The 18,101-nt window shown below is 25.1% G+C and carries 13 protein-coding genes; 9 read left to right on the top strand and 4 right to left on the bottom strand.

The genetic code is table 11. From position 1 onward, the window contains the following. Positions 1 to 10 precede the first annotated feature (10 nt). Positions 11 to 1,978 (bottom strand): glycosyltransferase family 39 protein, encoded by a 1,968-nt coding sequence (locus KQY27_RS05785; RefSeq protein ID WP_224425625.1) that lies wholly within the window; start codon positions 1,976 to 1,978, stop codon positions 11 to 13. 461 nt (positions 1,979 to 2,439) lie between these two features. On the opposite strand from KQY27_RS05785, the gene KQY27_RS05780 reads away from it, so the two are divergent. Next, positions 2,440 to 4,212: a glycosyltransferase family 39 protein gene (locus tag KQY27_RS05780; RefSeq protein WP_224425624.1), complete on the top strand. Its 1,773-nt coding sequence runs from the start codon at positions 2,440 to 2,442 to the stop codon at positions 4,210 to 4,212. Positions 4,213 to 4,261: 49 nt separating this feature from the next. Here the strand turns inward: KQY27_RS05780 and KQY27_RS05775 are convergent, their stop codons facing one another. Beyond that, on the bottom strand, positions 4,262 to 5,116 hold the full coding sequence (locus KQY27_RS05775; protein WP_224425623.1) for a UbiA family prenyltransferase: 855 nt from the start codon (positions 5,114 to 5,116) through the stop codon (positions 4,262 to 4,264). A 156-nt stretch (positions 5,117 to 5,272) separates the two neighbouring features. Continuing rightward, complete coding sequence (locus KQY27_RS05770; protein ID WP_224425622.1) at positions 5,273 to 6,649, bottom strand: glycosyl transferase GT4 family protein; 1,377 nt, start codon at positions 6,647 to 6,649, stop codon at positions 5,273 to 5,275. Positions 6,650 to 7,164: 515 nt separating this feature from the next. Here KQY27_RS05770 and KQY27_RS05765 point away from each other — a divergent pair. Then, positions 7,165 to 7,347, top strand: coding sequence for a hypothetical protein (locus KQY27_RS05765; protein ID WP_224425621.1), 183 nt, complete (start codon positions 7,165 to 7,167; stop codon positions 7,345 to 7,347). A gap of 23 nt (positions 7,348 to 7,370) precedes the next feature. On the opposite strand, the gene KQY27_RS05760 is transcribed toward KQY27_RS05765, so the two are convergent. Continuing rightward, on the bottom strand, positions 7,371 to 7,718 hold the full coding sequence (locus KQY27_RS05760; RefSeq protein WP_224425620.1) for a hypothetical protein: 348 nt from the start codon (positions 7,716 to 7,718) through the stop codon (positions 7,371 to 7,373). Between the two features lie 346 nt (positions 7,719 to 8,064). On the opposite strand from KQY27_RS05760, the gene KQY27_RS05755 reads away from it, so the two are divergent. From KQY27_RS05755 to KQY27_RS05725, 7 genes are all read left to right on the top strand, one after another. Beyond that, positions 8,065 to 9,159 carry an inositol-3-phosphate synthase gene (locus KQY27_RS05755; protein ID WP_224425619.1) on the top strand — a complete coding sequence of 365 codons (1,095 nt, stop codon included), beginning with the start codon at positions 8,065 to 8,067 and terminating at the stop codon, positions 9,157 to 9,159. Positions 9,160 to 9,670: 511 nt separating this feature from the next. Continuing rightward, complete coding sequence (gene oadA / locus KQY27_RS05750; protein ID WP_224425618.1) at positions 9,671 to 11,389, top strand: sodium-extruding oxaloacetate decarboxylase subunit alpha; 1,719 nt, start codon at positions 9,671 to 9,673, stop codon at positions 11,387 to 11,389. 632 nt (positions 11,390 to 12,021) lie between these two features. After that, on the top strand, positions 12,022 to 12,321 hold the full coding sequence (eif1A, locus tag KQY27_RS05745; RefSeq protein ID WP_224425617.1) for a translation initiation factor eIF-1A: 300 nt from the start codon (positions 12,022 to 12,024) through the stop codon (positions 12,319 to 12,321). Positions 12,322 to 12,535: 214 nt separating this feature from the next. Continuing rightward, positions 12,536 to 13,333 carry a serine protein kinase RIO gene (locus tag KQY27_RS05740; RefSeq protein ID WP_224425616.1) on the top strand — a complete coding sequence of 266 codons (798 nt, stop codon included), beginning with the start codon at positions 12,536 to 12,538 and terminating at the stop codon, positions 13,331 to 13,333. Between the two features lie 431 nt (positions 13,334 to 13,764). Next, complete coding sequence (locus tag KQY27_RS05735) at positions 13,765 to 14,367, top strand: KH domain-containing protein (RefSeq protein ID WP_224425615.1); 603 nt, start codon at positions 13,765 to 13,767, stop codon at positions 14,365 to 14,367. Between the two features lie 750 nt (positions 14,368 to 15,117). Continuing rightward, the gene (gene top6B, locus KQY27_RS05730; RefSeq protein WP_224425614.1) at positions 15,118 to 16,824 is read left to right on the top strand and encodes a DNA topoisomerase VI subunit B; all 1,707 of its coding nucleotides are present in this window, start codon (positions 15,118 to 15,120) and stop codon (positions 16,822 to 16,824) included. A 14-nt stretch (positions 16,825 to 16,838) separates the two neighbouring features. Further along, a complete protein-coding gene (locus KQY27_RS05725) occupies positions 16,839 to 17,921 on the top strand; it encodes a DNA topoisomerase IV subunit A (protein ID WP_224425613.1) in 1,083 nt (360 codons plus the stop codon). Positions 17,922 to 18,101 lie beyond the last annotated feature (180 nt).

Genomic DNA, 18,101 nt, shown 5'->3' with positions numbered 1-18,101 from the left:
TCATTGTTTTTCAGGTGTTTCTTTTATAAATATAGACATCATCAAATTTTTTGATTATAGTATAATTTGCAATAGTATAATTTTCTTTTGAAATATTTTTGGAAATGTAATAAGTAACATTGTTTTTTTCTAATTTTGGAATATCTTTTTCATAAGCCCCTATAACATTCATCTTTAAATACCATGTATAATAACGAACATTATATACCCATATAATTGAATTATTATAATTTGGATCATAATTCATAAGCCATTGTGAAATCACAATTGGTTCATCAACTAGGTTATTTTCAGTAGGAATTTTTTCTATATTAGCAAAAGCTGATCCTATGAATAATATTATAAGTAATATAGGCACTATATTTTGTATAATCTTTTTATTAGTATTTTTTGTATTGTTATCATAATTTTCATTATCCTTATTATTTTGACCATTTTCATCATTTATATTTTCATCATTGCTTTCATGATTCTTATCATTTCTATTAATAAAATTTCTACTAGTTAAAGTTTTAATAAGAAAATCAAGAGAGTAAGCTGCAAAATACGCAATAACTGGGAGCACAGTTATAAAATATCTATCTACTTTCACATCACTAAAACTAAAGAAGATTAAATAAATGAAAAACCAAGAGATCATTAATAAATTAAGATTTAAAGTTTTTGTTTCTTTATTAGTTATAATGTCTTCTTTTTCAATGAATGAAATATTTTTATTCTTATTATCTTTATTATCTTTATTATTCTCGTTATTACTATTAATATTCGTATTAAGTATGTTAAAAATAAATAAAATGTTAATTAAGAATAAAATTTCACTGATAATAGAAGAAATTCCTTTATAAGTAAAAATAATTATTATACTTATTATAAAAATTGAAATAATTTTTTTGTTTCTATTTAGTACATTTTTTATATCATTTTTATCTTTTTTATTTTTATTTTCCTTTTTATATTTTCTTTTCTTTTGTTTTTTAATTGTTTTATCTAAAATATAAATTAATCCACTTATTAATATAATGCCAAGGATAAAATATGATAGAATTGAAGGATTATATAATACTGGAATCGCTTCCTTAAATCCAATATTCTCTGAAGATATAAAATTAGGAAGATTTGTTAAATAAAAATATGGGGCTGGATTAAATCCTGGATCAATTGATGAACCTTTGTCTCCAGAAACAGCATCTTGTGCTTGAGTAATAAATGTTAAATCAGATCCCATTCTATTTATTATCATTAAAACTGATGAAAATAATATTAAAGCAATTATAACTCCTATTACAAAATATTTGAAGTTTTTTGAAGTAATTAAATCTTTAAATCTTTTTAAAATTAATTTTTTCTTAGTAAAAACCTTTAACCTTTCTTTTGTATTGTTAAATATATCTATATTAAATAAAATATATAATGCTATAATTGGAAGGATAAATCCAACAGTATATCTTGTGAAGAATCCTAATACAAATATTGGAAAAGATAATAAAAAATATTTTGGATTTCTATCAATAGCTAAAATTGCAAAATAAATAGTCCATATTGAAAAAGCAACAGCTGGTATATCTAATGATCCATTTGCTGCCCATAATATATTCAATGAAAAACTAGAAAATAGAATGGCTCCAAAAAGACTCATTATTTCATTTAATTTTAGTCTTATTAAAAAATAAACTCCTATTGAGGCTATTGGGAAGAAAACTCCTGTTACAGTAAATATTGCAGTTTGATCTATAAATCCTGCTCTAAATATTAGTGAAGTTATAAAACAAATCACTGGAGAAAGATATAATGTTGATGATTTCCCAATATTGTATCCTGCAAAATGAAGAGAGTTTGTTAAATAAATAAAAACATCTGAACAATATATTCCTAAATTGTTATTGGCATTGATTAAGAAATAAACTAAAATTGAGCTAAAAATAGCTATAAAAAATACAAATAACAAATCAAGCTTATTTTTATTAACCCTCCAAAACATATTAAACTCCAAAAAAAGTATTATTTTAATTTATATTTACTTTATTTTTTAACTTATCTTAATCTATCTTTATTTATCTTTATTTATTTAATTTATTTTAATTATTTAAATTATTTAATTTATCTTAAAGTATATATCTATCATATATAATTCTTTATATAGGACTTATATTATATTATTATATAGTAATCTAATAATATAATCATATAATGAAGATATATTTATCTATAAAATATTTAATTAATAAGATTTATTTAAATAAGGATTATTTATTTATTACTACTATTATTATTAGCATTATTTTAGTGCTATTATTATTTATTGTACTAATTATTTTAATTGTCTAAAAAATCACTTAAATCTAATTTATCTAGTATTTTATCTAGTATATAATATAAATAAATTTATATAATAAATTCATATAAAAATTCATATATGATTTATGCTCGTGGGGAATTTCCTTGAAAAACTCAAAATTCCAATCTTTAATTAGTTTTGCTAAAACGAATGAATATAAACTCTCTTTTCTGTTTATATTACTTTTTTCTACTTCAATAACAGTATTGCTAATTTGGATTAATACTTCTCAAGATATTTTAGGTCATTCTTATAGGGATGTTTATTTTTACTTGATTGAGGCTCTTCGTTTTTCAGGTCATTCTATTGGTGGTTATGATTATGTTAACTACTTATCTCCTCTTATTCCTTTTTTAACTTCTTTGTTATTCAGACTCGGCTTTGTTAATGAAACAAGTATATTTACTGTAACTGGAATATTTTACATTTTAGGGGTTTTAGGGGTCTATTCTCTTTTAAAAATAAGATTTAAAAATCTCATGGCTGTATTTGGAGCTATTATTTATGCTGGTTTTTCAATAAACTTGATGTGGGTAGCTAATGGAACTATTGACGTTCCTAGTGTTTCTCTTACAATATTATCCATATACTTCTTCGTATTAGGTGTTGAGAAAAACCAAAAATACTTTTATTTAGCTTTCCCACTAGCTGTTTTAGGATTCTTTGCAAAATATACTGCAGGACTAGCTATTCCTTTAATGATATTATATTTAATTTCTAAACCTAATATAAGTTATAATATTAAAAAATATTCGAAAAATGGAATAATTGGAATACTTGCTGGTGTAATAATGGCTATTCCATTTTTAGCTCATTTCTATATTAACAAAATTCCTTTAGGTTTTGTAAATCAAGCTCAAGATATTGCATCAAAGACATCAACACTTCCTGATGTTAATAATAATCTTTTTTATTATTTTACTAATATTCCAAGATTCATTTATAATCCTAATCATATTTTATCTTATATTATAATTGTTATTATTATAATTGGTCTTTTAATAGGCCTTTATAAAGCTATTAATATATTAAAAAATAGGTATGATAATTCTAATAAATTTAATAATGGAAAAATTAAATTAATGGGCAAAAATACATCAAATATCTTAGTCTATGTATTATTAGCTATAAATATTATATTAATAGCTTTATCATTTTTAACAGCTAGTAAAATTTCATTTGTTTATAGTGAATTAATCTTATTTGTTTCTTTATTCACATTTTCATATATATCTAATAAAATTATCAATATTTATTCAAATAAAACTAAAAAATTCTTTAATTTTGATTTACTAATGTTTGCTTGGTTTTTATCATATATGATATTCTTCTCAGCTCATCTTGTTAAAGCAGATAGATATTTCACAACGTTGGCTCCAACTTTTGCTTTTATTGCAACATTGTCATTAAGTTTCATATTAAATTCATTAGACTCATTAGACTCATTAGGTTCGTTAGATTCATTAATTTCATTAAAATTATCAAAAGTAATGAAAGCTAAAAATATAGGTTTAATAAAAACTTTAATTCCAATAGTTATAATAATTCTATTTGTGATTTCTTCTTTTGCTTATTTAACAATAGATAAGCATGATTCTATTGTTGATAATGAAAAAGAAGTGGTTAATTGGTTGAAAGTTTATGACCCAAATTATGATAATAAAGTTATTTGGGCAGAAAGAGGTCCGATATTTACATGGTATCTACAGAAAGAAGTTTTATATGTAAAATGGCTAACTTCTCCTAATGAACTATCAACTATGATGTTAGCTAATAATACAACATATTTTATTTCAATTCATAAAAAAACAAATATAAATGGTTATTTACCAGTAAAAGAAATTGGGGAAGTAATTGTTTATAAAAAAACTTCTTGAATTAAATAACTAATAATTAATTGTTAATTAATTAATAATTAATTAATAATTAAAATGAACCAATTGCAAAAGATATAAATGCAATCATCATTCCTATTTTTACTAGTTTAGATGCTTTTTTGCAACTTTCAGGAGATTGATCTTTAAGAATAATATATGCTCCATATAAAAATGCGATTATAGCTATTGAAAGAACTATAAGATAATAAAAGTTAAATATTCCATTAAAATAGAGAATTGGACTTAGTATACTAGCTAAAACCATCAAAAATCCAGCTAAATATGATGATTTTTTTAATCCATATTTTATTGGAAAAGTTTTTGCTTTTTCTGATTTATCTCCTTCAATATCTTCCATATCTTTTGTAATTTCTCTTGCCATTGTCATCAAAAAGGCAAAAAATCCTAAATAGATAGATGTAATAATTATTCCATTGGACATTGTATATAGTCCAATTATAAACCCTCCAAAAATAAAACAAAGCCCTGTTAAAAGAGAAACAGCTAAATTTCCAATCAAAGCTATCTTTTTCAGTGTATGTCCGTAATAATACATCAACAGTGATGATAAAATTACAATAATACAAGGAATCCAGCTGTTTACAAGAGTACTAATAGTAAATCCTAATAAAATAGCTATTATAAATAGAAAATAAGCGTAATTTCTAGCAATCCTTAGAGATATTTTTCCAGAAGGTATTGGTCTGTTAGGTTTGTTGATAGCATCTATTTTATAATCGAAATAATCATTAATAACATTTCCTCCACCAGTAGCTAGAAAAACAGTTATTGCTCCTAAAATTATCGGGAGGTCATAGTTTTTACCTATTATTGCCATTAGTATAACAGCTATAACTGCCATTATAGCATTTCCAGGTCTGATTATTTCAAGATACGCATTCATTTAATTGCACTTTCCTATAATTATGTTTTCACATATATTCTTTTTATTTATTATTTATCAATTTTTTATCAATTTTTATCTATTTTTATATATCTTTATTTTTTATTTATTTTTATTTTTTATCTATTTTTATTTTTTATTTATTTTTATTTTTTTCTAATTTTTTTCTAAAGAATCTAATAGTTTTCCAAACTTTTGAGCTGTAGCTAACATAGAATAATTATTTACTTCACTATTACCTGTATATTTTAATGATTTGTTGGTGATAAAATTATTGTAAAGATCCATTAATCCTTTTTTGGTTTCATCCAATGTAGAAACGTGGTATCCAATGTTTGTTTTTTCAATAAGATCTTTCAATGATCCTTCTTTGTATCCTATTGATAATACTGGACGTTTTGCAGCTAAATATTCATATATTTTGCCTGGTAAAAATATTTTCTCTTTTTCATTATTCCAAGATATTAATAAAAGCCCTTGTGATTTTTTTTGTATTTTTAATACTTCATTGTGTGGTATTGATCCATGTATATTCACAAGTTCTTCAATTTTGTATTTTTTGGCTATTTTTTCAAGACCTACATTATCTCCATAAAAATCTAGCTCTAATATTTTTGGATCTATTTTTCCTTCATCAATCAGCTGTCTTATTCCACTAAATAAGAATGTTGGATCTCTTTTTCCACCATATAAAGAACCAGCATAAGTAAAATTAAGTTTTCCAGTATCTTCTGGAGTGTTATTTTCAGTGATGTCTTCAATATCAAAACCACTCATTATAGTACAAATTTTTTTATTTGGATGTATTTTTTGAAGAGTTTCTCCTGCTAAATCTGTAGTTGTGGTTAAAATATCTGCGTATTTGAATGTTTCAATTTCTAAATTCTTTTCAAAGTGATTTCTTATAAAAGTATGATTTACATAAGGATTCATATTCCAAAGATCTCTTAAATCTGCAATCCATTTTAGATTGTATTCTTGTGTAAGATTTTTAGCTATTATATGTGATGTTACTGGCCATGAAGAGCTAATTATGGTCTGAATATCATTAATTTCTATAGCTTCTTTTGAAACTTCTATAGCGGGCTCATACCAATATTTCATTCCATCAGGATATGCAAAAAACTCTCCTGCTATAGATATGGCTGTTGAAAATAATTTATTTTTAGTTTTAATGTTATTTTTATTATTTCTTTTATTATTTCTTGTATTCTTTTTTGTATTCTTTCTTGTGTTATTATCTATATTTTCACTTATGTTATTAGATATATCAGAGTTTTTGATAGGTTTCTTAGATTTATCATTATTTTTAAATTTATTCAACCATATATCTAACATATCTTCATAATCAGTTTCTATAATTTTGAAATTATAATCATAATTGTTGTAACAAGGTGTATTTTTCAATTTAGGAACTATCACAATAGGTTCCCATCCAAACTGAGGTAAATATTTAGCTAAACCTCTAAGCCGTTTAGATGCGATTTCATTTGTTTGATTAAAATAAAAAGCTATTAAAAGCACCTTTTTCATAATTACACCTATTAAATTTATTATTTTTATTTAAAATATTTTTATTTAAAATCTATTTTATAAATTTAACTAGTTATATATTTTTATGGCATTGAATATATTTAATTTATTAGATATATTTAATTTTATTAGATATATTTATGATATATAGATTTATTAGATATTTAATAATATATTTGATACTTTATAGATATAATTATTAATTGCAGTATGTGAAATACTCTCATCATAATTATTCTTCAAATAATCAGAAATAGTCTTGGGCTTCAAAATATCTTTAATCATATCAACCACCTAATTAAAATTATCTGAATTTTCAATCTTAGACCTACAGGTCATTATCATCACATAAAAAATATTATATTTAATAAAAAAATTGTAAAGGATAACTTGATTTTGTAAAGGTTTGGAGTGTTTAAATGTAAAGTTATTAATATTATAAATATAAAATATATTATTAAAATAATATAATATTCATGATAAAACAATTTAAAAATTAGGGGGGATTGTTAATTATGAGTGATAAAAGAATAAATGAAATATCTGAATTGAAAAAAAAATTAGAAGAACAGAACATTACACTAAACGAATGGGTTGTTTACAACATGAACGATAATTTGCTTAATATTAGAATAGAATTAATCAACATAAGAAAAATGTTAGAAGAAATACATCACACAGTACTGCTAAAAGACTAAACATATATTTTCTTTTATTTTTTCTAATTAGCTATATATAATAAAAATAATGGAATATCATCAGAATACATAATTACACTAATAGCAACACTTATTATTGCTGTAGATATAGGTAACAATTTAGCTACACTATTAATTATATTATTTGGAATATCAACCATTGGTAGTTTTAAATCAGTTATATCTTTTTCATTTTTAGATATTCTATCTTCAAAATTATTCTCTCTATTTTCAGAATTAGCTAATAATATTTTTAATGCTTCTTTTTGAGTTTTATTAAGATCATCTATATCTTCTATTAATTGATCTATTCTGACTTGTCTTTTTCCATTGATAATATTCTTTTTCTTTACAATAATTATAAAATTCATTAACTTTATCTTTTATTTCATTTTTGTAAGAAAGATTTTGAAAAGAAAAAAAAGTATGGATATTTTGATGGATATTTTAGTTATATAATATAAAAACAAAATTATAGAAAATATTAAACCATCTAATTTAAATGATATGAGATATAGATACTATAATGATTATTTAATACACAATATAAAATATTATTTGATATATAATATATAATATAAAATAATATTGGATATTTTTATATAATATTACTAACATTATTATATTACTAGTATTTTTAATATTTACTAATAATTCATTCAATAAAATTTTAAAATTACTTATTAATTTCAATTAAGATAAAAAAGGGTGTTCAATTTGAATAAAATAAAAATAGCTATTGTTGGTATGGGAAATTGTGCTAGTTCCCTTATTCAAGGAATTCATTATTATAAAGATAAAAATGAAAAAGATGCTATAGGTTTAATGCATTGGAAAATTGGAAATTATGAACCATCAGACATTGAAGTAGTAGCTGCTTTTGATATTGATAAGCGAAAAGTTGGAAAAACCATTGATGAAGCTATTTTTGCAAAACCTAACTGCACAACTATATTTCAAAAAGATATTCCTAAAACTGACGTCAAGGTATCTATGGGGAATCTTTTAGATGGTGTAGCTCCTCATATGAAAGATTTTGAAGATGATTATACATTTGTTCCTTCAAATGATGAACCTTCTGATATTATTCAGATATTAAAAGATTCTGGGGCTGAAATACTTTTAAACTATCTTCCAGTTGGTTCAGAAAAAGCAGCTAGATTCTATGCGCAATGTGCTTTAGATGCAGGAATTGCCTTTGTAAATTGTATGCCTGTTTTCATAGTTAGTGATGATGAATGGGAAGCTAAATTTAGAGAGAAAGGAATACCTGCTGTTGGTGATGATATAAAAGCTCAAATTGGAGCAACTATAACTCATAGAACATTAGCTAATCTCTTTAAAGAAAGGGGTGTAAAATTGGATCACACTTATCAAATTAACACTGGTGGGAACACTGATTTTATTAATATGCTCAGTAGGGAAAGGCTTGATTCAAAGAAAGAATCAAAAACTGAAGCTGTTCAATCTGTTCTTGATGAGAGAATGGATCCACATGATATACATATTGGTCCAAGTGATTATGTGCCTTGGCAAAAAGATAATAAGCTATGTTTCCTTAGAATGGAAGGAAAAACTTTTGGAGATGTTCCAATGAATATAGAATTAAGGCTTAGTGTAGAAGATTCTCCAAATTCAGCAGGTTGCGTTATTGATGCGATTAGATGTTGTAAATTAGCTATAGATAGGGGAATTGGAGGTAAACTTACTTCTATTTCATCTTACACAATGAAACATCCACCTGAACAATTCACTGATGATGATGCTTACAGAAAAGTCAATGAATTCATAGAAGGTAAATTAGAAAGATAATTTTAATTTATTTATTATTTCTTCTAATTTTTATTATTTTTTCTTTATTTATAACTTACTTTATTTTTATATTTTTATTCCACTTTTTTAGATTTTTATATCTAATAATTATATATTAATAATAATTTTATATTATTTTGAGTAATTATTTAGTATATTTATATTATAGTTAGTTATTTAGTAAGTATTTAGCATATTTAGTTGGTATATTTGATAATATGTTTAGTAGCATATTTTATTATATTGACAATTTTAATATATATCATTTTATAATTTTTGAAAAAAATTGATAAAAAAATAGATAAATATTATTAATACTTATGACAAAAATATAGGTGGATTATGAAAAATATGTATAGGTATGCATAAATATGATTAAATTAAGTTAAATTAGATTAAAATGATTATTTAAATATTATTATCCTGAATATTAGATCTATTATATTTGTATCGCAATTATTAATAGTATTAGGTTTGTATGGTAAAATCTGATTGAAGGAAGGTAAATATTATGAAAACTACAAAAATTACAGAAACGGCCCTTAGAGATGCCCACCAATCCCTTTTAGCTACGAGGATGAGAACAAGGGATATGGTTCCAATTGCAGAAGAAATAGATAAGGTTGGTTATTTCTCCATTGAAGCATGGGGGGGAGCTACTTTTGATACATGTATTCGTTACCTAAATGAAGACCCTTGGGAACGTCTTAGACAACTTAAAGAGAAGATTACAAATACTCCTATTCAGATGTTATTAAGAGGGCAGAATTTAGTAGGTTATAAACATTATCCTGATGATATTGTAGAAAAATTTGTTGAAAAAGCTTATTCTAATGGAGTAGATGTTTTTCGTGTATTCGATGCACTTAATGATGTAAGAAACATGGAAACTACAATTAAAACAGCTAAAAAACAAGGAGCGCATGTTCAAGGAACTATTAGTTACACTACTAGTCCAGTTCACTCACTGGATGATTTTATTAGTCTAGCAAAAGATTTAGAGGCTCTTGAATGTGATTCAATAGCTATAAAAGACATGGCAGGTCTTATAAATCCTAAAGACATTTATGAACTTGTAACTAGACTTAAAGAAGAAACTGATCTTCTTGTAAATTTACATTGTCATTGTACTAGTGGAATGACTCCAATAAGTTATTATGTAGCTTGTGAAGCAGGTGTTGACATTTTAGATACAGCTATTTCACCATTATCTTGGGGAACTTCACAACCTCCGACTGAAAGTATAGTTGCTGCTCTTCAAGGCACTGAGTACGATACAAAACTTGATCTCAAACGATTAAATAACATTAAAAAATATTTTGAAGGCATTAAAGAAAAATACAGTTCTTTACTTGATCCTATTGCTGAAACTATTGATACTGATGTTCTTATATATCAAATTCCTGGAGGAATGCTTTCTAACTTAGTTTCACAGTTAAAAGAACAAAATGCACTTGATAGATATCAAGATGTACTTGATGAAATGCCACGAGTAAGAAAAGATATGGGATATCCTCCTCTTGTTACTCCAACTAGTCAAATTGTTGGTATTCAAGCAGTTATGAATGTTCTTGGTGGGGAAAGATATAAATTAGTATCCAATGAAGTTAAAGAATATATGCGGGGAAATTATGGTAAATCTCCTGCTCCAGTTGATCCAAAAATATCTAAAAAGATTATAGGGGATGAAAAACCAATTACTCATCGCCCAGCTGATGACATTGAACCTCAATATGAAAAATTCAGAGAAAAAGGAGAAAAAGAAGGTTTAATCAAAAAAGAAGAAGATATTCTCACTTTAGCACTTTATCCTCAAATAGCTCCTAAATTTTTGAAAGGAGAGGCAGAAGAAGAAAAACTAGAACCTCCTAAAATACAAGCTATGGAAGAATCTGAAGTAGCTATACCAACAGAATATAGCGTTGAAGTAGATGGGGATGTGTTTGATGTTAGGATAATGCCAACCGGTTTTATGGAAATTGGTGAAGCGGATCCTAATACAATTTCTAGTCCTGTTGAAGGAGGCTTAACCTCAACAATGCAGGGAATGATTTTAAAGCTAAAAGTAAATGTTGGAGATAAAGTTAAAAAAGGGGATATTGTTACGGTTATTGAAGCAATGAAAATGGAAAATGATATCCAAGCAGAAAAAGATGGTGTTGTCAAAGAAATCTTTGTTGGTGAAGGAGACACTGTTAATGCTGGAGATACATTAATGATAATTAATTAGTTTCTATTTTTATTTTACTTTTTCCTTTATTTTTTAATTTACTTTATTTTTTACTTCATTTTTTAATTTTACTTTTATTTTTATTTTTCTTTTATTTTTATTCTCTTTATTTTTCAATATTACCCTAAATTTTTTCATAATATTGATATATTTTCAATTATTTACATTTTACTATTTCTTAATATAAAATTAAAGTTATATAAATATTATAATATATTAAATTGTAATATTATTGTAGTTGAAATTCTAATTGATTTATTTGACTTATTAATATTATGAAAATGAATTAAAAGAATATATAAAAAGAATAATTTAATATATAAAAAGGAATATACTTATATTATTATAAATTAAATATATATGTAATATCATTATTTATTAATTCTATATCAAGATATTTGTATTGTATTCAATATTGTTATTATTATCTGTTAGATATTATTGATATGCATGGATATTTTTAATATCTGTTGGAAATTAGTAATATTTATTGTAGAATTTATTGTAAATATTCAAAATGTTTATTGATGATTGAAAAATATTCCGATTTATAATTATTTAATACTAATTTGATAAATAATAATTTTTTATTAAAAGGTTTAGATGATTTATTTAAAACTGGAGGAGAGTTTTTGGCAAGAGAAGAACAAACACATGAAGTTAGAAGAGTAAGAACTCCAAGAAGAGGAGAAATGCCTGGAATTGTAGAACAAATTATGGGTCATGGAAAATTAAAAGTCAGATGTGCTGATGGTAATGTCAGAATGACAAGAATCCCTGGAAAAATGAAGAAAAGAATTTGGATTAGAGAAGGTGATGTGGTTCTTGTAAAACCTTGGGAATTCCAATCTGATGAAAAAGCTGATGTTATCTGGAGATACACTAGAACAGAATCTAACTGGCTAGAAAGAAAAGGTTACTTAAAAATGTAACTTTTTATCTCTAATTTTTATTTTGATTTAATATTATCTTTAAAATCAATTTTATATAATTATCATTTTATTTATATGTCATCTTATTTTATATATTATCTTGTTTTATGATATATCATAATTTATGATGCTATAATAACTTATATCTATTAATTATATATTAACATATTAATTACAATTTATATTATAATTTTTATTTTATGTTGAGATTCATATGGATCCTAAAATAGCTAAAGCTGACGAAAAGATTCAAAAGATTATTTCTGAAAAAAGAAGAAAAAGTGTTGAAGATAAAAGAGTAGGTAGTGAAATATTTGACAAGCAAACTCTTGAAACACTATATAAATTAGCTAATCAGGGATATATGGATGTTTTAAATGGTGCTATTAGTACTGGAAAAGAAGCTAACGTTTTAAAAGGCTTAAAATATAAAAATGGCAAAGAAAAATTTATTGCTGTTAAAATATATAGGATAGCTACTTCTGATTTTAAAAAAATGCAGTATTATATCCAAGGAGATCCTAGATTTAATATAAAATCTAATAATAAGCGACAACTTATTAATAATTGGGTTAATAAGGAATTTAGAAATCTTACTCGTGGATTTGATGCGGAAGTAAGTGTTCCGAAACCTATTGTTGCTTTAAATAATGTACTTTTATTAGAATTTATTGGTGATGACGAAGGAAATCCTGCACAAACAGTAAGGAACCAAAAACCAGAAGATGTAGATGATTTCTTAGATAAACTTCTTTTTGAAACAAAAAAATTTATCCATGATGCAAATTTGATTCATGGTGATCTTTCAACTTTTAATATTTTAAATAAAGATGAAAATCCTGTAATAATTGATGTTTCTCAATCTGTTGTAAGGGATCATCCAATAGCTAATGAATTATTAGTAAGAGATATTAAAAATATATTCAATGAATTTAAGAAATTAGGTGCATCAACATCTATAAAAGAAATTAAAGAAAAATTAGATCTTGGTAATGATTTGGATATTGATTAATTTTCATTGTTTAATCGATTAATATTTCTTTTCTTTTAATATTTTACTTAGTTTATATTATTCAGTTTAATTACTTAATTTAATTACTTATTTTAATTACTTAGTTTAAACTACTTATTTTATATTAATTAGTTTAACTTACTTATTTTATATTATTTAGTTTAATTATTTAGTTTAATTTATTTTATATATTAATCTATTTTACTTTAAATATTACTTTTCATTCACTCTCAGGTTTGATTTATATAATATGTTTTGTTAATAATAGATTAGTTGTGTAAATTGGTAAATTTAATAAAATTAAATTCAAATAAAATAAATTAATTAAATCAAGATTAGATAAGATTAAATATGAGTATTTAATAATATAAATAAATATAAATTAAAACAAACTGATTATTTTATTTATAATTTCTAATAGAGGTGAAAATTTGCCAACAACAGATTATCTTAAAATTCCAAGAGATAGGATTGGAGTTTTAATTGGAACAAATGGAGAAACTAAAGAAAAAATTGAAAAAATAACTAAAACTCAATTAGATATTGATGGTGAGGAAGGAACTGTAGCTATTTCTCCAACTGAAGAAATGGATGATCCATTGGGTGTTTGGAAAACTAATCACATTGTTAAAGCAGTTAGTAGAGGTTTTAACCCAGATATGGCTCTTAAATTAAATGAAGATGATGTTTATTTAGAAATAATAAAGTTAACTCTATATGTAGGTAAATCTAAAAAGGCATTAGCTAGGCAGAAAGGTAGAATAATAGGGAAAGATGGAAAAACTAGGGAATTAATAATTAATATGGCTGAAGTAGATATGGCTGTATATGGAAAGACCGTATCATTCATTGGAGATCTTGAAAATGTAATGGTGGCTAAAGAAGCTGTAGAAATGATTTTAAATGGTTCAAGACATAAATCAGTTTATAGTTTTTTAGAAGCTAAACAGAATGATAGGAAAATGAAAGAATTCAAGTCTGTGGTTGGAATTGAGGATGACAAAATCGAATTCCGGGATGACTTGGATGATTAGTTCTTTAGAACTATAATAATTTTTCCTAAATTTCAATTAATATAGATGTTTTCAGTTGATTTTAAATGATTTTTAATTTATTTTCTAAATATTTTATTAATTAAATATCTTTAATTAAATATATTTGTGTAAATATCTTTAATTATTTTATCAATTGATAATAATTAATATAATCAATACAATCAATTTTTAATTACTTTTAATTAAATTATAATTGATTTAAGTTATTTCTAGTTAATTTCTAGTTAATTTATCGAGGTTATTAATTTATAATTAATTTATAATTTTTAATTTAAAATTAATTTTAAAATTAAATATGTCAATAAATTTTTAACTTCAATTTTTCAATCCTAATTTTAGTTTTATATTTAATTATCTAATAAACTTAATTATCTAATGGAAATAATATATTTAATCGCTACAAAACATTATATATTAGGTGTGCCATATACATAACATGTTTGAAATATAACATGATTTAAGGATATAGTTTTCATAAACAGTAATTTTTTGTAACAATTAATATATTATTTATACTAATTATGATTATTTTATAATTATTTTAAATATTAAATATACTCTAGATTTCAAACATATGGCATGTATAAAATATAATATTATAGTATTTTATTAAATTTAGATAGCTTTTCTATTTGAAAATATTAAAATTAAAATAATTATAAAATATTTGACATTGAAAAATATTTAAAATATTATTAATTCACATTAATCTTTATAAGGAGGTTTAATTTGTCTCAAGAAGCATCAGAACTCTTTGATAATTTTCAAGAATTGACGCCTTCAGAGTTCTTTAGAAAAAATAAGCAAATGTTAGGATTCACTGGAAAAATAAGGTCCTTAACAATTGTTTTCCACGAACTAATTACTAATAGTTTTGACGCTGCTGAAGAAGCAGGAATTCTTCCAGAAATTGAAATTGATCTTAAAAGAATGGATAAAGATCATTATGTTCTTAGACATTCTGACAATGGGCCGGGGATACCTGAAAAATATATAATGAAGGTTTACTGTACTATGTTTGCAGGTTCTAAGTTTAGAAATATTCAATCTAGAGGTCAGCAAGGTTTAGGGTGTAGTGGTTGTGTACTACTTTCTCAAATGACTACTGGGGAGCCTGCAAGAGTAAAATCTGCATGGGAAGAGGATGGTCAGATTAAAGGTGTTGACCTTGAGTTTAAAATGGATGTTAAGAAGAATAAAGGTATGCTTTTACATCGTAAGAAATATGAACCTGAGCATACGGGTGTTTGTATTGAACTTGAATTTAAAGAAGTTTCTTATTCTTTAGCTGAACAAGGAGCTTTTGAATATATTAGGAGAACTATGATTGGCAATCCTCATGCAAAAATAACATTTAGGGATCCAACTGGTCATAAATATATATTTAATAGAGCTGCGGATATAGTTCCAGTACTTCCTAAAGAAGTTTTACCTCATCCAAGAGGAGTAACTGCTGATGATTTAATTTTCATGGCAAAACATACTGATAAAAGGAGATTTAGAAGTTTACTTACTAGTTCACTTTCAAGAATGTCAAATAAAAGAGTAGCTGAAATAGAAGAATTAACTGGAATCGATTTGAACAAAGCTCCAAAAAACATGAAATGGGAGGAAGCTGAAGAAATTGTCGATACATTTAGCAAAATGGATTTTATGGCACCTCCAACCTCTGGACTTATTCCTATTGGGGATCAACAAATTGAAGATGGGATGAAAGAGATTCTTAAACCTGAATTTATTGCAGCTACAACAAGAAAGCCTGTTACATACCGAGGAGGAGTAGCTTTCATCATTGAAGCTGGACTTGCTTATGGTGGGGATTGTGGGCGTTTGGTTAATGATCAAAGAAAATCTGAGATTATGAGGTTTGCAAATAGGGTGCCACTGTCATTTGATCAAGGTAGTTGTGCTATTACAGAAGCTTTAAAAAGTATTGATTGGAAACGTTATGGTTTACGGGATTTGGACAATGTACCTCTTACAATATTTGTAAATATGATTTCTACTCAAGTTCCTTATCTTTCTACTGGTAAACAAAGTATAGCTCCTGAACCAGAAATTTTACATGAAGTAAGGCAAGCTACTATGAAACTAGCTAGAAAACTTCAAAAACATTTAAGGGCGAAAAAAGCTGCTAAAGAAGAAGCTATGCGGTCTAAAATATTTGAAGATTATGTGCCAGTTATTATTAAAGAATCTGCAAAATTGGCAGAGACCGATGTTCCGGAATACCAAGAAATTTTAGCCAAAGTCACTAGACGATCTCTTGCTGAATTATTGGGAGAAAATCCAGATGAAGCTGAAGAAGAAGTTGAAAAAGAATTTGAAAATAATGTTGATGAAAATTTAGATGAAGTTGAGGAAGATTTAGACAAATCTGTTAAGAAAAGTTCTAAAAATAATGATACTCAACAAACTTTTGAAGATATGGGATAAGGGGTGTTTATTTTATGGCTAAAACACAAAAAAGTAATAATTTATCACGAAAAGAAATTACATATAATAAACTTAAAGGATTAGGTGAAGAAATTATTGAAGATGTTACAGAAAAGAAAATTCCTACTTTAAAAGTTCCATCTCGTGGTACTTCTAATATTGTTTATGATGATGCTAAACGTTACTTTGTTTTAGGAGATAGGTATGGTAAAAGATCTCTTGGTAATGTGAAACAAATTAAGAAGATTGGACAAATGGTTCATGTAGCTAATTTTTGTAAAGATCTTGTTCAAAGAGAAAAAACAGCTACTTTAAGGGAGATGTATTATGTTAGTGAAGGTTGGGATATTGGTTTTGATAACCAACAAGAATCTAACATTGTTGGGGAAGATATTGAAGTAACTTTGGGAATGAGTCGTGAAGATTTGGGATTAATGCCTGAAGAAGATGGAGCATCTGTTTATGGAGATATTATCTTTCAAGAAGGAGATATTGAAATAAATGCCTTAAAATCAGGGAAATCAGGATATACTATTTCTCCTACCATTGATGAAGTAGAATTCCTTGATCATAATGTTGAAAGAGTTATTGCAGTAGAGACTATGGGTATGTTTCACAGAATGGTTCAAGAAGAAGCTTATAAAAAGTTCAATACATTGATTGTAGGTCTTAAAGGACAAGCTGCAAGAGCTACAAGAAGATTCCTAAAAAGAGTTAATGAAGAGTTAGATCTTCCAGTTTATATTTGTAATGATGGGGACCCTTGGGGTTTTCACATAGCTATGGTTATTATTTCTGGAAGTGCTAAACTTGCTCATGTTAATCATGATTTAGCTACTCCAAATGCTAAATTTTTAGGAGTTACAGCTAGTGATATTGTTAATTATGAACTTCCTACAGATCCATTAAAAGATATTGATGTTTTAAGGTTAAAAGAGTTAGCTAATGACCCTAGATATAAAGATCCTGCATGGCAAACTGAAATTAAAAAAATGCTTAAAATCGGTAAAAAAGCAGAACAACAATCTTTTTCTAAATATGGTCTTGAATATGTAGTAGATACATACTTTCCAGAAAAATTAGAAATATTAGGTTAATTTATTTAACTAAATTATTATATTTTTTTTAAATATTTTGAGGACGACTCATAAAAATTTCTTTCTTTTTTTCTTTTTTTTAGGGTTTAGGGTTTTATATTTAGTTATTTTTATTTATTTCTTTGTATATTCTTTTTAAGTTGTGTGAAATTCCTAGTAATTTGGTTTCAGTTTGTGTTC

The sequence above is a fragment of the Methanobrevibacter sp. TMH8 genome, assembly GCF_020148105.1.
Classification (GTDB): Archaea; Methanobacteriota; Methanobacteria; order Methanobacteriales; family Methanobacteriaceae; genus Methanobinarius.
The sequence above is the reverse complement of the archived record's forward strand: the minus strand, read 5'-3'. Positions and strand labels throughout refer to the sequence as shown.